Source organism: Clostridium sp. 10cd*, from assembly GCF_044336395.1.
GTDB lineage: Bacteria > Bacillota_I > Bacilli_A > Erysipelotrichales > Erysipelotrichaceae > Clostridium_AQ > Clostridium_AQ innocuum.
On sequence record NZ_CP172347.1, the window covers coordinates 459579 to 476902 of the forward strand.

The 17324-nt window shown below is 53.6% G+C and carries 17 protein-coding genes; 9 read left to right on the forward strand and 8 right to left on the reverse strand.

The genetic code is table 11. The features are described from left to right. Window positions 1-20: 20 nt before the first annotated feature. From ACG3M1_RS02395 to ACG3M1_RS02425, 7 genes are all read right to left on the reverse strand, one after another. The gene (locus tag ACG3M1_RS02395; protein WP_395814882.1) at window positions 21-2786 is read right to left on the reverse strand and encodes a VirB4-like conjugal transfer ATPase, CD1110 family; all 2766 of its coding nucleotides are present in this window, start codon (window positions 2784-2786) and stop codon (window positions 21-23) included. Then, window positions 2707-3147, reverse strand: a complete 441-nt coding sequence (locus tag ACG3M1_RS02400) for a PrgI family protein (protein ID WP_218239427.1) — start codon at window positions 3145-3147, stop codon at window positions 2707-2709. Before ACG3M1_RS02400 ends, ACG3M1_RS02395 begins: the two co-directional genes overlap by 80 nt. 18 nt (window positions 3148-3165) lie before the next feature. Then, window positions 3166-3390, reverse strand: coding sequence for a hypothetical protein (locus ACG3M1_RS02405; protein WP_021420613.1), 225 nt, complete (start codon window positions 3388-3390; stop codon window positions 3166-3168). Between the two features lie 52 nt (window positions 3391-3442). Further along, window positions 3443-3688 carry a hypothetical protein gene (locus ACG3M1_RS02410; protein WP_395814885.1) on the reverse strand — a complete coding sequence of 82 codons (246 nt, stop codon included), beginning with the start codon at window positions 3686-3688 and terminating at the stop codon, window positions 3443-3445. 82 nt (window positions 3689-3770) lie between these two features. After that, window positions 3771-5744 carry a VirD4-like conjugal transfer protein, CD1115 family gene (locus ACG3M1_RS02415; RefSeq protein WP_395814888.1) on the reverse strand — a complete coding sequence of 658 codons (1974 nt, stop codon included), beginning with the start codon at window positions 5742-5744 and terminating at the stop codon, window positions 3771-3773. Window positions 5745-5759: 15 nt separating this feature from the next. Further along, the gene (locus tag ACG3M1_RS02420; protein ID WP_395814891.1) at window positions 5760-6299 is read right to left on the reverse strand and encodes a hypothetical protein; all 540 of its coding nucleotides are present in this window, start codon (window positions 6297-6299) and stop codon (window positions 5760-5762) included. Window positions 6300-6312: 13 nt separating this feature from the next. Beyond that, window positions 6313-7965, reverse strand: a complete 1653-nt coding sequence (locus ACG3M1_RS02425) for a hypothetical protein (RefSeq protein ID WP_395814894.1) — start codon at window positions 7963-7965, stop codon at window positions 6313-6315. Window positions 7966-8313: 348 nt separating this feature from the next. On the opposite strand from ACG3M1_RS02425, the gene ACG3M1_RS02430 reads away from it, so the two are divergent. The 4 genes from ACG3M1_RS02430 (at window position 8314) to ACG3M1_RS02445 (ending at window position 10437) form a co-directional block, all read left to right on the forward strand. After that, a complete protein-coding gene (locus ACG3M1_RS02430) occupies window positions 8314-8748 on the forward strand; it encodes an RNA polymerase sigma factor (RefSeq protein ID WP_395814897.1) in 435 nt (144 codons plus the stop codon). Further along, a complete protein-coding gene (locus ACG3M1_RS02435; protein WP_156684572.1) occupies window positions 8735-8944 on the forward strand; it encodes a helix-turn-helix domain-containing protein in 210 nt (69 codons plus the stop codon). The genes ACG3M1_RS02430 and ACG3M1_RS02435 overlap by 14 nt, the downstream gene beginning before the upstream one ends. Window positions 8945-8959: 15 nt before the next feature. After that, window positions 8960-9163, forward strand: a complete 204-nt coding sequence (locus ACG3M1_RS02440; protein ID WP_227402113.1) for an excisionase — start codon at window positions 8960-8962, stop codon at window positions 9161-9163. 80 nt (window positions 9164-9243) lie between these two features. Then, window positions 9244-10437 (forward strand): tyrosine-type recombinase/integrase, encoded by a 1194-nt coding sequence (locus tag ACG3M1_RS02445; protein ID WP_395814901.1) that lies wholly within the window; start codon window positions 9244-9246, stop codon window positions 10435-10437. 177 nt (window positions 10438-10614) lie between these two features. Here ACG3M1_RS02445 and ACG3M1_RS02450 read toward each other — a convergent pair whose 3' ends face one another. Then, the gene (locus ACG3M1_RS02450) at window positions 10615-11859 is read right to left on the reverse strand and encodes an ATP-binding protein (protein WP_395814904.1); all 1245 of its coding nucleotides are present in this window, start codon (window positions 11857-11859) and stop codon (window positions 10615-10617) included. Between the two features lie 351 nt (window positions 11860-12210). Between ACG3M1_RS02450 and ACG3M1_RS02455 the strand changes: the two genes are divergently transcribed. Genes ACG3M1_RS02455 through ACG3M1_RS02475 form a run of 5 tightly spaced genes read left to right on the forward strand, consistent with a single transcriptional unit; the run spans window position 12211 to window position 17298 of the window. Next, the gene (locus ACG3M1_RS02455) at window positions 12211-13239 is read left to right on the forward strand and encodes a uroporphyrinogen decarboxylase family protein (protein ID WP_008818337.1); all 1029 of its coding nucleotides are present in this window, start codon (window positions 12211-12213) and stop codon (window positions 13237-13239) included. After that, window positions 13229-14317, forward strand: a complete 1089-nt coding sequence (locus ACG3M1_RS02460; RefSeq protein ID WP_008818338.1) for a uroporphyrinogen decarboxylase family protein — start codon at window positions 13229-13231, stop codon at window positions 14315-14317. The genes ACG3M1_RS02455 and ACG3M1_RS02460 overlap by 11 nt, the downstream gene beginning before the upstream one ends. Then, window positions 14310-14945, forward strand: coding sequence for a corrinoid protein (locus ACG3M1_RS02465; RefSeq protein ID WP_009270257.1), 636 nt, complete (start codon window positions 14310-14312; stop codon window positions 14943-14945). Before ACG3M1_RS02460 ends, ACG3M1_RS02465 begins: the two co-directional genes overlap by 8 nt. Next, window positions 14942-16402, forward strand: a complete 1461-nt coding sequence (locus tag ACG3M1_RS02470; RefSeq protein WP_009270258.1) for an ASKHA domain-containing protein — start codon at window positions 14942-14944, stop codon at window positions 16400-16402. The genes ACG3M1_RS02465 and ACG3M1_RS02470 overlap by 4 nt, the downstream gene beginning before the upstream one ends. Window positions 16403-16452: 50 nt before the next feature. Continuing rightward, entirely contained in the window at window positions 16453-17298 is an 846-nt protein-coding gene (locus ACG3M1_RS02475; protein ID WP_009588156.1) for a helix-turn-helix domain-containing protein, read from the forward strand. Window positions 17299-17324: the final 26 nt, after the last annotated feature.

Consider the following 17324-nt stretch of genomic DNA (forward strand, 5'->3'; position numbering starts at 1 on the left):
GTTCACCGTCCTTTCCCGGCTTAGATGACCTTGCCGTCCTTCTTCTTGGAGCCGATTTTCAGCTCCTTGGTCTCGTTGGGGTTGGTGCTGAACAGGTCGTAGAGCACGTTGTCAGACGGGAACTTGCCGCGAATCGGCACACGAGCGTTGCCAGCGATGAGCAGGCCGTCACCGGCCTCGGCGGATTCGTCGATGCACTCCTCCTCCTGCTCGGAGAGGTTCAGCAGCTCCACCCAGCGCATACGGTCGAGCGGGGACTGCTTGAGCAGCATGATGAAGTCGGCGTTGAGCACGATGTTCTGCGCGGCCTCGTTGTTGAGCATCGCAACCGCGTTCTGGGTGATTCCAGTCAGCAGCAGGCCGAACTTGCGCCCCTCGTTGGAGAAGCGCGAGAAGTAGTTGAGCACCGTCGGGTAGGCGAAGAGCGACTGCATCTCCTCGACGTAGAGCCATGTGCGGACGTTGCGCTTCGCGTTGAAGTACATGCGGTTTCGCACGGCCTCGCAGACGTTGATGAGGGCGAAGACCAGCATGGAATCCGGCAGGTCCTTGAGGTTGAAGTCCACGATGCGGGTGTTGAAGTCCACGTTGGACTGGCGGTTGAAGAAGTCCATGGAACCCTTGACGAATCGCTCATAGCGAAGGGCGATGGTCTGCGCCTGATGCTCGGGCTGCTCAAGGGCGATGTCGTAGAAGTCCTGCAAGGTCGGCGGGAGGCCGTCGCCGCGCTCCTCGGCACGCTGGAACGCAAGCTCCACGCAGCGCTGGATGATGGACTGGTCAACCTCGGAGAGGGACTGCCCGGACTCGGCGGCGGAGGCACCCGCCTGCGCCAGCATCGCGTCGATTTTGAACGCAATCTGCTCGGTGCGGGGCATGTGCTCCACGGAAACCGTGTCGAAGGGGTTCAGGAACGTATCGGTGCCCACGCCGAAGTGGTAGGTGGTGCCGCCGTAGCGCTCGGCGATGGCCGTGTACTCACCGGCGCGGTCGATGACGTAAATCTCATCCGTTGGGTTGGAGAAGATGGTGCCCGTCATCTCGGTCTTGGTGAACATGCCCTTGCCCGAGCCGGTCTTGCCGCAGACGAAGCCCATGGGGCTGGTCAGCTTCTTGCGGTTGCACATGACGAGGTTGCGGGAGTGCTTGTTCTGGCCGTAGTAGTTGCCGCCCGCATCGTCAAGCTCCTGCGTGGCGAAGGGCACGAGGATGGCGACCTGCGCGGTGGTGAACATGCGGCTAATCTCGACATGGTTGTGACCGAGGGGCAACACGGAGTTGAGTCCCCTGCGCTGCCGGTAGTCGTAGGTGTCCACCTCGATGGAGTTCTGCCGCGCGGTGGAGATGATGCGCATGACCTGAGCGTCGAGCTGCTGCTTGCTCTCCGCGTAGGTGTAAATCAAGCCGGTGAAAACGTAGAGGCGCTGGTTCTTGTTCTGCAAGTGGTCGAGAACGTCTTCCGTCTCCTCCTTGGAATACTTGAGTTCCTGCGGCAGGATGGAGAAGTCGTAGCCCTTGTTCACGGCGCTGCGTTGCTCCTCGATTATCTCCTTATCAATCCACGCGCTGCGGGTGCGGACGAAGTTGATGGCCTTGGACTTGTCCATCGGCTGCACGAACCACGTGACCGCCATGGGGAGCGGCAGGTCAACGATGTCAGCCAAAGCACGGTCGGAAAGCTCGGAGCCGAACTTCTTCATGACCAAGACCTGACCGTACACCCCGTTATCCAGCTTGAAGCAGTCGTTGAACATGCCATCCGGTCGCCAGTCGATTTGCGTCGGGGCGATGCAGTCCTTGGTGGTCTGCACGCGCTTGGCGGAGATGTCCTTCTGGTAGTCGAAGTAGAACGGCTTGTAAGGATTCAGAAGGGAGTGGATGACCGACAAGCGCTGGGTGCCGTTCATCAGGTGGGCCTTGGACCCCATGGAGTTGAAGATGCGGCTGGATTCCGTCTCGATGCGGGAGAGCTGGCGTGCCGCGTCGTCCGCCGTCTCGGCGGTGACCGAATAGGTCAGGTAGCGGTTGCGGCGGATATTGGAAACGCCCTCGCGCACCTTGTCGTTCAGGATGTCGTTGAACACCTGTGCATCGTTGCGTGCGGCGTCGTTGCCCTGACGGGCGACATCGAAGAACTTGCGGTTGCCGACCTCCTCCTTGAGGAGCGGCGTGTTGATGACGCTCATCTGGACCAGCGTGTTCGCGCCGAACTGGTCGTACAGGCGCGTGAGCGCGGAGAACATGGATTTCTGCTGCTCGTCGCGCACGGAGTGGTAGCTGGTGTCCCCGAAGGAGATGGAGGAGGAGAACAGGCCCTCCTCGACCTCGCAGATGCCGTCTTGGTACATGCGGTTGTAACCGATGTAGTTCACCACGTCCTTCGCGCCCTCGCGCTTGCGGCGTGCGTCCGCCGTCTTCGAGGTGAGTTCCTTGTCGCGGTCCTTGAGTTGGGACTTCACGGACGTGTAGCTCTTGCGGGCCTCCTTCTCGGCCAGCTTCGCCTCCTTCTTGAGGCGTGCGACCTCACGCTTGGCCTGCTTCTTCTCCTTGCGGGACATCTTCTTGCCAGCCACGGTGGGGGTACCGGCGACAGAGCCGAGCGCAGCCACATCGACCGAGCCGTTATCGGCATCCATGGGACGGTCGTTGCCGAACCCCTCCCCGGAGGTGTGGACGAACTGCTCGATGTCGAAGTTCGCCTCGGTGTCAGTTGATGACGCGTCCTGCACGGGGGGAGTAGGCTTCGATTCCCTTGAGGCTGCATTGCTTTCGATAGTGTTTCCCATAGACCCTTCCTTTCTTGACGTTCTTCCCATCGGGCGAGCCGATGAGACCGCTGAGTTGCATAGATGGGACATAGAAGATGCGCTCCACGCCGAAGTTCGCCTTGAGCCAGAGTGCGGCAAACTGCTCGAAGGGCATCCCCTTCGGGCGGATGAAGCCGCAGCACCAGAACGGGAGGCTCACGGCGTAGATGAGCATCATGTTGTCGCCGACGTTCCAGCCCAACACGAAGTAGATGTAGAGGCCGGTGAGGACGGAGCAACCGAGCGCCCCCGCGATTGACGCGAGGGTGCGCCCGGTCATCTTGCCCACGACCTTGGGCTGGTACTCGGCGATGTCCTTATGTACCGCTACGGATAGCATATAGGCACCGCCCCTTTCCTAGAGTCCGCCCGCCCAACCGGTGTTGAGCTGGCCGAAGTAGATGGCGGCACCCACGACGATGGCACCGCCGACAATCATGGCGATGGCACCGGAGAGCTGGCCGCCACCGCCCTGCATGCCGTCCTTGATGGTCATGCCGAGGTTGATGAGGCCGAAGACGACGAGCACGCCGCCGAGGAACGTCACGCCCTGCGTGAGCATGTTCACTGCGTTATCGAGCATAGTATTTACTTCCTTTCTGGATTGGTTGATTGATGGCGGGTCTCCACATGGGCTAGAAACCCGTGAAGCCGTAGATGGCCGCGAACCCGGTCACAGCGGCACCGGCGGCAATCATGGCGATTGCCTTCCGCAGTTCGCCGCCTCCCGCCCTCGCCCCGTCCCTCAGATTCATCCCGAGGTAAAGGAGGCCGAGGAAGATGACCGTGCAGCCTATGTAGGCGATGGGCTTCGCGGCGAGCCTGACGAGTTCTTCCAATGTCCTTTCACCGTCCTCTCCTTTCTTGCCTGTGAGCCGCATGTTCGGGGCACCGCCGGAAGCGGATGCGCCGCCGAGTCACGTAGATTATAACCGTTTGCATGGGCGGCTCGGAAAATCACCGCTACTCGCTGCTCTCACCGTCATCATGGTCGTCATACGGCTCGCATCCCCCTGCCAGATAGCGCTTGAAGTCGAAGGGCTTGTCGTGCAGGCGTTTGGGGTTGCGCTTGTCCACGATGTAGCAGTAGCGCTTGTGGGTGTGCGGGTCGAACTTGTCGTCCATGAGCGGGTTGGTGCCCGCGATGAGCAAGATGGCCTTCCTGCGGCTCATCTTGCCGATTTCCGCCGCGTCGATGAGGTCGCGACCCTGTATCTGCAAGTTCTTAGATGCCGAGCCTGACTGCCCTGTACTCTCACCGTAGGTCATCTGGTTGATGGTCTGCTTGCCAATCATCTCCGCGATTTCCTTGTTGGTGGAGTTCGACTTGCCGCCGAGGAACAGGGTGGAGTCGCAGCAGTCCACAATGGTCTGCGCCTTCTTGTCGTACTTCGATTCGAGCTGGGACATGGATTGCAGGATGATGGTGATGCCGATGTTGCGGGAGCGCGTGACGGCGATGGTCTCCTCAATCTGCGGGATGGTCCCGATGTTCGCGAACTCGTCGAAGATGAAATGGACCGGTGTCGGCAGCTTGCCGCCGTAGTCGGTGAGCGCCTTGCGGCAGAGCTGGTCGATGCACTGCCACATCATGATGGCGAACAGGAAGGAGAGCGTCTTGTCGGTATCCGAGAGGATGCCGAAGACCGCCACCTTCGCGTCCGGGTCGCCCAGCGTGTCAAGCTCCATCTCATCGTATTCGAGAAGGCTGCGCACACCGGCGGTGGCGATAGGGGCCAAGCGCACGTTGCAGGAGATGATGATGGACTTGAGGGTCTTGCCCGCCGCGACCTTGAAGTTCTTGTAGTTCATCAGCGCGAAGTCCTCATCGGGCGAAAGACCGCCGCAGTCGGCGGGACGCACGCCATCGGAGTTGCGCTTGAGGTTGGTCGGCTCCCACGACCAGTCCGAGTCGCCCGTCGCGCTCGTGCCGAAGCTGCGGGAGAGGCCGGAGATGCCCATCGACGGCGCGGGAGCGCCGCCCTCGCTCGGGATGTAGCGCTTGCCCTCCTCGATTTGGAGGAACAGCAGGTCGAGCGGGGACTTGAAGTTCTCATCGTTCTCTCGGGCCTCGGCCATGGAGAGCAGCGTCAGCAGGTTCGACAGGTTGTAGTCCTCCGGCGGGAACCAGTCGCGCAAGAGGGCGATAAGCGAGGTGTACAGCATCTTCTCCGAGTTCTCCCAGAAGGGGTCTCCCGCCTTGCCGTCGCCGTTGGTGTTCATGATGTAGCAGTTGACGAAGGAGAGGATGTCGGTGTCTGTCTTCACGTACTTGAGCGGGTTGTAGTGCATGGACTCATCGAGGTTGATGGTGTTGAACGACTTCACCTTGTAGCCGTTGTCCGTGAACAGGAACCCAGCGTCCTTGAGGAGCGTGCCCTTGGGGTCGGTGATGAAGTAGCTCGTGTTGAGCTGGCAGATATTCGGAGTGACGTAGTTGAACGTCTTGCCGGAGCCGGAGCCGCCCACGACCAGCACGTTCAGGTTGCGGTCGAGTTCTGGGTTGAACTTGGGGCGGTGCAGGGCGAGGCCGAAGTTCTGCGTGAAGATGAGGTTGTTGTCCTCCGTGGTGAGGTCTCGGAACTGCTTGCCCTCTTTGAGCGTGCCCCAGCGTGCCGAACCGCTCTCCTCACCGGCGCGGAAGTTGCCCACGAAGGCGAGGTAGCGCAGCCAGAAGAGCCATACGATGATGCACATGGTCAGGCCCGCCAGCATGGCGTTGGGGGACATGTCGAGATGAGTGGGTGTATCGGCGATGAGGGGCCACATGAGGGCGAAGCCATCTCCCCAGTGCTCGAAGAACTGCCCGCCGAGGGACGCCACCGCCTCCCAATAGCGATTTCCAAGATAGAAACCTACGACGGAGACCAACAGCGTCACCAAAGCCGAGGTCGCGACCTTCTTGTTGATTTCAGGGTTTCCCTTGCCTTGAGCCATAAGCGACCCTCCTTCCTAACCCTCGCGACCCGGCAGGGCACGGGAGAGCGAGACGGCGATGGAGGCGCGGGTGGTCGGCGCGGTGCCCTGCGCGAAGCGCTTGTAGCAGCCGAGGCAGAAATCCTCCTCGGGTCGGATGCCGTTGGTGTCGCGGGGGCAGGTGCCGTCGTTGCGCTCAAGCGCCGTCGGCTCCCAACTCATGGTGATGCCGTCCGCGCTGATGACGCGCTTGCAGCCAGACTCTATCTCGTAGAACAGGTCCCCGAGGTCTGTGGCGGCTGAACCCGGTGCGGAGGGATGCGCCGCGTCGAGGAGCGCCTTGAGGTTTCCGACCGTCCGCTGCTCATATGAGCACCAATCGCGCAGGTAGCCGAGGCAGGCGTAGAGGAGCTGCCTCGCGCTGTTCTTGAAAGCCGCGTCCCCGTCGCACTCATCGCGCAGGACGCTGGCGCTTATCACCGCATCGGCGATGGCCTCGATGTCGCTGTCGGACTCCATGGCCTGCAAGGGGTTCGCTGCAAGGCGCTCCGGCAGGTACTCGTTCATGTGGGTCATATCAGGCTCCCTTCTAGCGCTCTTGCTGGAACTTGTCGGAGATGTCGCGGTCGGGGGAGTCGTTGGTCTGCGAGAGCTGCTTGCTCGCGGCGCGGTTCTCATCGGCCTTGGACTTGAGGTTGTAACCCTCGCGGCTCCGGTTGGACTGCTCACGCACCATGGATGGTGAAACCTCGGTGCCGTTCTGCTCACGTTCGACGCGCAGCGTGCTCACCATCGTGTCCATGCCGTCATGGGACTCGATGCCCTGATTGATGTCGGGGGTCGAGCCGTTCATGTCGAGGGAACCATCGGTCACCTGCGATTCCTGAGCATCCATGGTCATTGAACCGATGTCGTGGTGCGGTTCGAGGATGATACCGAGTTCTTCCGGGGTGTGTCCGGGGAAGTGCTTCTCGACGGCATCTACTACCTGTTTCTTGTAGTCAATGTCCACGACGAACCCCATCTTGCCATCCGCGCGGTCGAGTGTCTGGATACCGCGCTCCTCAAGGTCGCTGCGCACAGCGTTGCAGATGAGGTTCAGGTCCTTCTGCGGTGGGATGGGCGAATGAGCGTGGTTGAGCGAGTCTATGCCACTCGGCTCCTTGGGAGTGTTCTTCTCGAACCAATCGAGGGTGGCATCGCACTGGTACTTGTCACCCGCAAGGGTCTTTGCATTGACCGGCCAGTCCGTGCCATTAACGAAATCGAGCATTTCGCCGTTCTCGCCAAGACGGCCCTCGTAGAATTGCAACTCCCCCTCGTCATTGAAGCGGGTGCCTATGCCGTTCTCGGCGAGTATCGCCTTGAAATCCTCGAAGTCGCGGCACTGCTCGCGGGCCGCGAGCACCTTATCGCGGATGAGGTCGGTATGGGAGTACGGGTCGTTGGCGAGGTCATGGCCTTGACGTTCATTGTGTCCCACATCAGGTTTACCCTTATCGGCGTGCCCCTTTTCGGCATTTTCGTGAAGTTCCATCGCCTTGACCTGATACGGCTCGCCGACCGCGCGGATGGTGACACCGCTGAACTCCTTGCCCACCATCTCCTTCATATGTTCGGCGCTCTGGTTGGACACGTTCACCTGCGCGTCGATGTCGAGGTTCTTCGTGTCCTGCTCAGCAAATGTCCACATCTCGTTCTTGCCGTCAACCTCGACCTGAACCGGGAAGAGGGTCACATCATGCTCATACAGGTTCTTGTCGATGTCGGGCAGGTCCATCTGTTTGAGTTTATCGAACATTTCCTGCGGCACAGGTTCGGCCTTCTCAAGGAGGTCGTTGATTTCTCGGTACTTGAGGGAGGTCATGACCTTGGAGAACTGCGGCACGCAGTCCTGAACCTTGGCGACATCATCCTTCGCGAAGCTGACATAGCCGTTTCCCTTGCCATCGGAGAAGGCGAATGCGCCGACCCCGTTGTCTTGGCAGACCTTCGCGAAGTAGGATGCGCGGGTCGCATCGCCGAACGGAACGCAAACCTGCGGGCGCTTTGCCAAGACCTCGGCCTCAGCCGCCGCCTCTTCCTTAGACTTTCCCTCAAGTTCGAGTTTCTGTTGATGATAGCGTTGCACGGCATCCGTAAGGGACGCTTTCAACACGATACCGGCTGCTTTCTCGCAATAGCGTCCGAGAAGGCGGATGAATAGCATCTCGCCTACGTCGTCTCCAAAATCTTGCGCCATGGTCTTCTTCCTTTCTACTCGTGGACGCATCGGGGGACGGATGTCCCGACACCCCTTTCGCCGCATTATAATATCCGAGCACCACGTCGGTGCCCCACATCCCATACACGCAGGCGGGGCGGAGGGTTGCCAATGCGGGAGGTGGAAGAGGGCAGATGGTGTGCATCTGATGTCATCTAACGCCATCAGAGGTAATCTACGGTAATCATCGCTCATTTTTTTCAGTCCAGTACGGTGCCTGAAAGTAAAGCATCTCCACGTCTTCTACACATCTCTCCTTCTTAGAACCTTTTTCCCCGGCAAACGACCGGCGGCGTATCGTGTTCCTTGTGGAAAGGAGGAATCACGATGATTTCAGAAGAAGAGAAACTGGCGGTAGTCAAGATGTTCTGCGCCTATTGCAGGAAGACGCTTCGCAACGCGAGGACGGACATCATTCGCAAGCAGGCGCGGGAGGCGCGATGGGAGACCGTGTTCTCCGACATGCACGAGAGCGAGCTGAACAGGCTGGCATCACCCGATGACCTCATATCGGAGGAGGTCGTGTTCGAGGTGGTCGGTCGGGAGGTCGTGGTGATGGACACCGTTCTCGCCGATGCCATCCATGGCCTCTCCAAAGGCGACCAAGCCATCGTCCTGCTCTACTACTTCGCGGAGTGGACGGACAGGCGCATCGCCGAGGAGCTTGGGTGCCCTCGCTCCACGGTCCAATTCAGGCGCTCGAAGGCGCTCCTCGCGCTGAGGGCGCGTTTAGAGGAGGTGATTGGCGATGATGAGCTATGAGGTGATGGTCGCGGCGGTCTCAGGCGACCCCGTTGCCATGCAGAAGGTCCTCGCCTACTTCGACGGTTACATGGACCAGCTCTGCACGCACGCCTTCCTCGATGAGTCCGGGCGCGTCGAGTACGGGGTCGATACCCTGAGAAAGACGCAGCTCCAAGGAAAGCTGCTCGCCGCGATGCTGCGGTTCGAGCCGTGATGAGGAGGTGGGCGTATGGGCGCGAAGGATATACCCGTATGGGAGAAGTACACGCTCACCATCGAGGAAGCGGCCCGGTACTTCCGCATAGGCGAGGGCAAGCTGCGCCGCCTTGCCTCGGAGTTGCCGACGCCTGACTGGGTGGTGATGAACGGCAATCGCGTTCAGGTCAAACGCAAGGCGTTCGAGCGGTTCATCGACTCGACGGACGTGATTTAGAGGATGAAAAAGAGCCTTGGATATGCTATAATGGAAGTAGCATACCAAGGCTCTTTCCATATGGAAGGAGCGATATATGGATGTCACAGAAAAGACGGGACAACAGGAATAGGGTACTGAACACCGGCGAGAGCCAGAGGACCAACGGACTCTACGTCTTCAAATACATCGACAGGGACAAAAAACCGAAGTTCGTCTACTCATGGCGGCTGGTGGAGACCGACAGGCTCCCTGCCGGTAAGAGGCCATGCAAGCCGCTGCGCGAGAAGGAGTGCGAGATACGCCGTGACCTTGAGGACGGGATAGACCCCATCGGCAAGAAGATGACGGTCAGCCAGCTCTACGCGAAGTTCACGAGATGCCGCCTCGACGTGCGCGAGGGGACGGAGAGGTCGAGGGCGCAGCTCAAGCGACTCCTCTTCGAGGATGCGATAGGCTCGCGGGAGATAGGCGGCGTGAAGCCGTCCGACGCGAAGGAATGGGCGCAGCGCATGAAGTCCAAGGGCTTCGCCTACTCCACCATCTCCAACCACAAGCGTTCGCTCAAGGCGGCGTTCTACTTGGCGATAGCCGATGACTGCATACGCAAGAACCCGTTCGATTTCAAGCTCGCGACCGTCATCAAGAGGGACGTGACGGAGAGGGAGCCGCTGAGTCGGGAACAGGTGGACGCGCTGCTCGGTTTCATGCGGTCGGATGCCGTTTACCACAGGTACACCGACGAGGTGGTCATCCTCCTCGGGACGGGGCTGCGCATATCGGAGATGTGCGGGCTGACCGAGACGGACATCGACCTGACGAACAGGGTGATTTTCGTGGACCACCAGCTCGCCCGCGCAGTCGGCGGGGGATACCGGGTCGATGAGCCTAAGACGGAGAGCGGCAAGCGCTACATCTACATGACCGACGAGGTGATGGCCGCGTTCGAGCATGTCGTGGCATCGAGGCCGAAGGCGAAGCCCATGAGCGTCGATGGGCGAACGGGCTTCATCTTCCTCAACAGGGACGGGCTGCCGAGGGTCGGCGGCGATTACGACCGGGTATTCAGGGGGCTGAGGCGCAAGTACGCGAAGGGCGGGGGAGTGCCGCTTCCCGAGGACATGACACCGCACACGCTGCGCCACACGTTCTGCACGGAGATGGCGAAAGCGGGCATGAACCCGAAGGCGCTGCAATACATCATGGGCCACAAGGACATCAAGATGACGCTCGGGTACTACGCCCATATGGACGGCTGCACGGCTGCGGAGGAGATGCGACGCGTCGCGGTGTAGTAAAAACGCGTTTTACTACTCGTTTTACTACTCACGGCCATCAAGATGCGCCGGGATTCATCAAGATACGGGAACTTCCCCAAAAGGCAAAAAAGCCGGGAACGCCCTTGGAATCGGGCATCACCGGCTTTCGGGAAGTTATGGGAACATGCTGGAAAATGTCGCGTTGATTTATGGTTAATATTTTGTTCCCTTACCTCTTCCCTTGATTTTCACGATACCGTCCTTCTCCATTTTTTTCAATAATTCTTTTACTTTAGACCTGCTAAACGTTACATGTGGCAATATTTCACTAATCGACATAGGCTTTGTTTTACTCAACACCGCATATAGATGTTCTTCATCTTTTTGTAAAACAGGATTCGAATCAAAAACAGGTAATATGATTTGTATCGTATTTGTGCTTACATTAAAAATAGGCTTTTTAATACTTTCTTCATAAGCATGTAATATTCTGAGAATTCCGGTACCAAAAATTTCAACGATTCCTAATCGATAAAATATATTACTGATAATCGGATTTCTAAGCATTGAAATCATTCCTGTTATATATTCATCCTTTGTAATACCGTTTATCAATCCTCCTGGTGAAGTTATTTCTATTCTATCATCATACATAGAAATCCTTATATTTGCATTTAAATCCCATGCTCGATGAATGAGTGCGTTTGCAACAGATTCACGGAATGCCTCCTCTGGTACAAGGTCGACCTTTTTACGGTAGCTGCCTTCAATTTCTTCATATTGATAATAATCTCTATACGTTTGGACAGCAACATCATACATTTCTAACACAGACATATTCTCCAGCAGCAGTCTTTTTTTTATAATGTTGATACTATCGCCAAATTTAGCAATATCAATTCCTGGAAATGAGTTGTTATCTGATAGAATATTCGCAGCATTATTGTACCCGATTTGCACATTGTAAAGATTCAGAGTTTTTAAAGTATCTTGATTGAATATTTTAATGTCAATATGCTCTTTTAATTTATTTTCCAGATAATGAAAGTCCATTTTTTGATTGGATGAAGGTAAATCTTCAAAATTGATTTTCTTTCCTTCTAAAACCAGCCTTGTTAATTCGAAGGAATCCACTTCGATCGTTGAAGTATCATTTCGCTTATAGGCCTTTGAGTTGTATAGATAGGGTTTGTTCTTTCCTTCTTTAATGACAAGTGAAATTATTTTATTTGTTTCGTCAATCTTAAGACTGTAGCCTGGCAGAGGAACAATATTATCATTGATTCTATTCTCAATATCAAGACAAGTGCTTTTGGGATCGGAAAGACCTTTTATATTTCCATCATCATCAATTCCAAAAATGATTTCTCCACCATCATAGTTTGAAAAAGCGCTTACTGTTTTCAAAAATGATTTTGTTATGGATTCTTTGAACTCCAGTGTTTTTGATTCTTTCATGAAATCACCTCTTAGATTTAGTATACTCACTTTCAACCATATTTCAACCATATTTTAATATGGCCAATTTATGGTCGGCCATAAATTTGTGCTAAAAATTGAGATTTGATAATATCTAAGTTTCTCATATAAAAAAAAGCATGTGGAACCATTTTTAAATCGAATATGCCATGTTTCACTGCTAAATATGGCATAGCAGCGTTTTTGTCATACTGTTACTGTCCCTGAAAAAATGTAAAGCTTCTGATGCAACTGGATGAAACCGCAATTTTGGGAAGATACCCGACAAGATATACCATGTTCAACTGCCGCTTTTTTTTCTATGATTAAGGTAGAAAGGATGTGGTGCTTATGAATTACAGTTATACGCAATGGAAAAAGCATCTAATGGATGAGGATGTGCATGCCATGGCAATCTTGTCATTTCCTGCCGTTACACAATGCGCTACTACCGTACAGGAGCTGGTACAGAACGCTGAAATGCAGAGTGCTGTCATGCGCAGAATCAAAGAAGAATTTCCTTTGCAGGAAGCGCTGGTCAGTATGATGGATCTGTCTGTAGAGGCGCAGGCATTCGGTTGTCCTGTCAGCTTTCATGAGGGAGAGATTCCTGCTGTAACAAGCGGAATCATAAAAAATCGAGAGGATGGTGAAGCATTGCGTATTCCGAAAATGGAAGAAGGGCGCATGTCTGTATATCTGGCAGGTGTGGAGAATATCACAAAGGAAAGCGACCGTCCGGTATTCGGCGGTGTCTGCGGGCCCTATTCACTCGCAGGAAGACTGATGGATGTGAGTGAAATCATGATGCAGTGCATCATGGATCCAAAGCTTGTACATCTGGTATTGCAGAAGGTTACCACTTTTTTGAAGCAGTATATACAGGCATACAAGGATGTGGGTGCGTCAGGTGTCATACTGGCAGAACCACTGGCGGGTCTTCTGTCACCAACGATGGTTCAGGAGTTTTCCAGCAGCTATATCAAAGAAATTACGGAGGAGCTGCAGGATGATACCTTTACGGTCATTTATCATAATTGCGGCCCGAATACTGTGCAGAGCCTTCCGGAAATATTATCATCCGATTGCGGGGCATGGCATTTTGGAAATGCTGTTTCTTTGGAAAAGATATTGGAACAGGTACCGGCCGACTGTCTGATTATGGGGAATCTGGATCCGGTTGGCTGCTTCTGCGGCTGCAGTGCGGATGAGCTGGAACAAAAGGAGAGGGCTCTGTTGAAAGAATGCGGTGCATATTCCAACTTCGTCCTTTCGACAGGCTGTGATTTGCCACCCAAGGCAAAATGGGAGAATATACAGAGATTTTTCAGGACACTGGAACAGGTGAATAGTGAACGGAGGTTACCATATGGTATGTGATCGCAGGAAATTTCCAAAGGCGGAAATGCTGCCGCTGACAAGAGAAGAAATGATATCTCTGCTAAAGGGGAATGGTACACCGCGCGTTGGTGTGGCATGTGGAAACTGGCTTCATATTGATGAACTGGCTTTGCAGGATCAAAAGCCGGTAGAAGATTTGCTGGAACGTTTTCCGGAGGATATGCAGGTGTTTTATTTAAAAAAGCCAAAGCTGTTTGCGGAAGATGGAGATCGTTATACATGGTGTGATGTAGCAGGGGCCGATCCATCTATCGGTCGTAAAGAAATTGTAGGTGTAGATGAGGAGCATGCACTGGACTGGGAGGTGATTCGCCGAATCAGTGAACATCTGCCGGATGCGGAAGAAGCGACAATGTATTGCAATGCGCCGGTTGAAGACGGACGCTATCGTCTTGCATGGTTCTCCGATGGTCCGTGGACAAGATTGTGGGACTATCGAGGCATGACAAACTCTCTAATGGATTTATACACGAATCCAGAGGATGTGCATCATGTATGCAGAAGAGTTGTGGATTTCTTTAAACGCGCCGCAAAGCGCGGTGTCGAAGAGGCGCATATAGACGGTATAGCTTTCGGCGATGATCTTGGGATGCAGAAGGGGCCGTTTATGTCACCTGAGATGTTTCGGGAATTCTACTATCCGTATTACGTTGAGCTGTGTGAGTATGCGCATTCCCTCGGTCTGCATGTCTGGCTGCACAGCTGCGGTGATGTGAGAAAGCTGTTGCCGGATATAATTAAAAGTGGAATTGATGTTCTGCATCCGATTCAGAAGTATGCGATGGAAGAACAGGAAATTGCGGACACCTTCGGGAATCAGATTTCCTTTTGGGCTGGAATTGACCTTCAGCGTGTGCTGCCGTTTGGTAGCGTAGAGGAGGTACGGGAAGAAACAAGACATTTTATTGATGTTTTCCATCAGCGGGGGAAGGGGCGTATGGTGTTTACGCTGAATAACCGTATGCAGGGTAACGTACCGATTGAAAATTTTATCGCATTCATTGAAGAAGCCCACCGGTATGGTGCAGCGATTGAAGGAGTGAAGGAAAATGAGTGATAAGCTGGAAAAGATACAGCAGCTGATGCCGCTTGGAAAGATGCAGGAGGTGAATGCCCTGGTGGAGAGTGCTCTGCAGGAGGGGATATCGCCACAGGAAATATTGAAGGGTGGATTACTGGAGGGCATGGATATCGTAGCAAAGAAATGGGCGGAAGGAACGGCATTTATACCGGAGGTTCTAATCAGTGCCCGCTGTATGAATGGTGCTATGGAAATACTGGAGCCTTATCTTGTGAAAAAAGAAGAAAAATTCAGTGGAAGGGTGGTATTCGGAACGGTGCAGGGGGATCTGCATGATATTGGGAAAAATCTCTGTACACTCATGCTGAAGGCGAAATCCTTTGAGGTGATTGATATCGGTGTTGATGTATGCGCCGAGAAGTTTGTGGAGGCTGTAAAGACCTATCAGCCGGATGTACTCTGCATGTCTTCTTTGCTGACAACCTCCATGGGATATTTTAAGGTGGTTTTGGATGCCTTACAGGAAGCAGGTGTCAGAGATTGTGTGAAGGTCGCTATCGGCGGTGCACCTGTGACACAGGCTTACGCAGATGAAATCGGAGCAGACCTGTTTACGGAGGATGCTGTATCACTGGCAGGAAGACTGCTTGAGGAATTTGCGTGACAAAATTTCAGAAGCATGACGATATTCTGGAGCTGCTGCTTCAAAAACATCCGCAGCTCGATCTGTCCTGCGGAGGCAGAGGACAATGCGGAAAGTGCCGGCTTCAGGTCACAAAGGGCTTTCTTCCTGTTACAGATGCAGAAGGAAAACTGCTGTCCAAGGTACAGCTTGCACAGGGAATTCGCTTGGCCTGTGAGCATCGAAATTGTGAGGCGGCTATTGAAGGAGAACTGCTGCATGAGCAGAGGGATATGCAGATCGTGGGAGTGGAAGAGCTGCATCTGGCTGGTCATCATGAGGAAGGCTGTGTACTTGCTGTTGATATCGGTACGACAACTGTCGTTCTTGTATTGCTGGATTTACAGACAGGAAATGTCTTGCTGGAAAAAAGCTTTCTCAATCCGCAGCGACGGTATGGTAGTGATGTGATCAGCAGAATACAGCATGCTCATGAAAAGGGGCCTACACTGCTTCAGGAGCTGCTGCTGAAGGGATTGCGTGCACAGCTGAAAGCTGTTGAGAATAAGGATATACGCCGTATGTGCGTCTGCGGAAATGCCGTCATGACACATTTGTTTCTTGGGATAGACCCTATACCACTGGCAGCTGCACCATATGAGTGTGTACAAAAGGAGCTGGTCATTTGTTCATCAAAACAGTTTTTTCCGGATTTTATACCGGAATTTGAGATACAGGTTCTACCTCCGATTTCCGCATATGTTGGTAGTGATATTTTGATGGGAATTTATGCACAGGATATGGAAAAGACCAAACAAAGCTCACTGCTGCTGGACTTGGGAACAAATGGAGAGCTCGCTCTATACCATGAGGGCATGCTGAGCGTGAGCAGTGCCGCCTGCGGACCTGCCTTTGAAGGAGGAAACATGAGCTGCGGCTGTGGTGCTGTAACAGGGGCAGTCAGCGAGGTACGCTGGGAGAATGGCTTTCGACTGCAGACTATTCATGACGGTAAGCCGGTGGGAATTTGCGGAAGCGGATATCTTTCTCTCATCAGCTGCCTTCTTACCGCTTCACTGCTGGATGTCAGTGGATATCTGAATCAACAGGTTACCCTCTTCGACGGACTACTTCTGACCCAGAAGGATGTCCGTGAGTTCCAGCTTGCGAAAGCTGCGATAGCTGCCGCACTGGAACGGGTATGTGCTGGAGCACAATGCTCCTATGAGCAAATTGAAGCAGTTTATCTTGCAGGAGGCTTCGGCCGGCATCTGCATGTAGAGGATCTGTGTATAACAGGGATTCTTCCAACAGCCTTGAAACAAGCTGTACGGATTAGCGGTAATACGGCATTAAAAGGCTGCTGCAGATATGCTCTGGAACAAAATCGCACACGTATGGAGCTGCTTTGTAAAAATGGACACTGTATTCTACTGGCTTCGGATACCGGCTTTTCGGATGCGTTTATCTCACATATGCTGCTGGAACCATTCACATAAAAAAACACACAGGTCTTTTCCTCATAAGATGCTATAATACATATGAGGTGATGCCTGTGTTTTCGAATGGAAAAAACCATATCCTGCGTGAAGAAACAATACATTTAACAGAATTTGCACAGGTACATATGCAGATGGTAAAGCATGTTGCACATTTTACATGTATAGAAGCTCATATTCTGCATTTTCATAAACATGACGATCGCCAATATCTTGTGCTGTATCTGCCACAGGGTACAGGTATCCTGGTAAAGGGCAGCGATTATACGGCGCTGACTGGCTCCTGCACGCTGATTCAGTCCTATGCTTCTGTGTTTTCGATTTATCTGGATGAAGGCTGCGAGGTATATGCCGCACTGTTAACAGGGGAAAGTATTCAGGGATATATAAAGCAGGAAACAATTCTTCAGGACCTTCGTTTTCATAAGAAAACAGAAATTTTCTTTCACTCCGTTTTTCAGAGTCTGGATAAATATCATTTGGTGGACGAGTATTCCATCAGCTCTTCCGTGCTTCGCCTGTACAGTGATCTTCACTATCAGCTGCACGAGGCACAGCCTGGCAGTATGAAACAGGAAATGGTGGATAAGGCAGTTTCTTTTATCGAGCAGAATTATCGCAGAGATATCGGTCTGAAGGATATTTCAGAGGCTGGCGGCTACAGTGAATACTATTTTTTAAGAGTTTTCAAAGAGGTTATGCGGATGACTCCATACGAATATCTTATACGTAAGCGGCTTTCACAGGTGAAAATCCTGCTTTTGTCTACAGGGAAAACAATCGAGGAAATCGCGCTGGAATGCGGATTTAAATCAGATATCAGCTTATATAAGGCATTTAAGAATATGTATTCCATAACACCCGGGGAATATAAAAAATGCGTAGGCAGGGGATAAGGCTCTTGTGCTTTCGGTAATTCAAA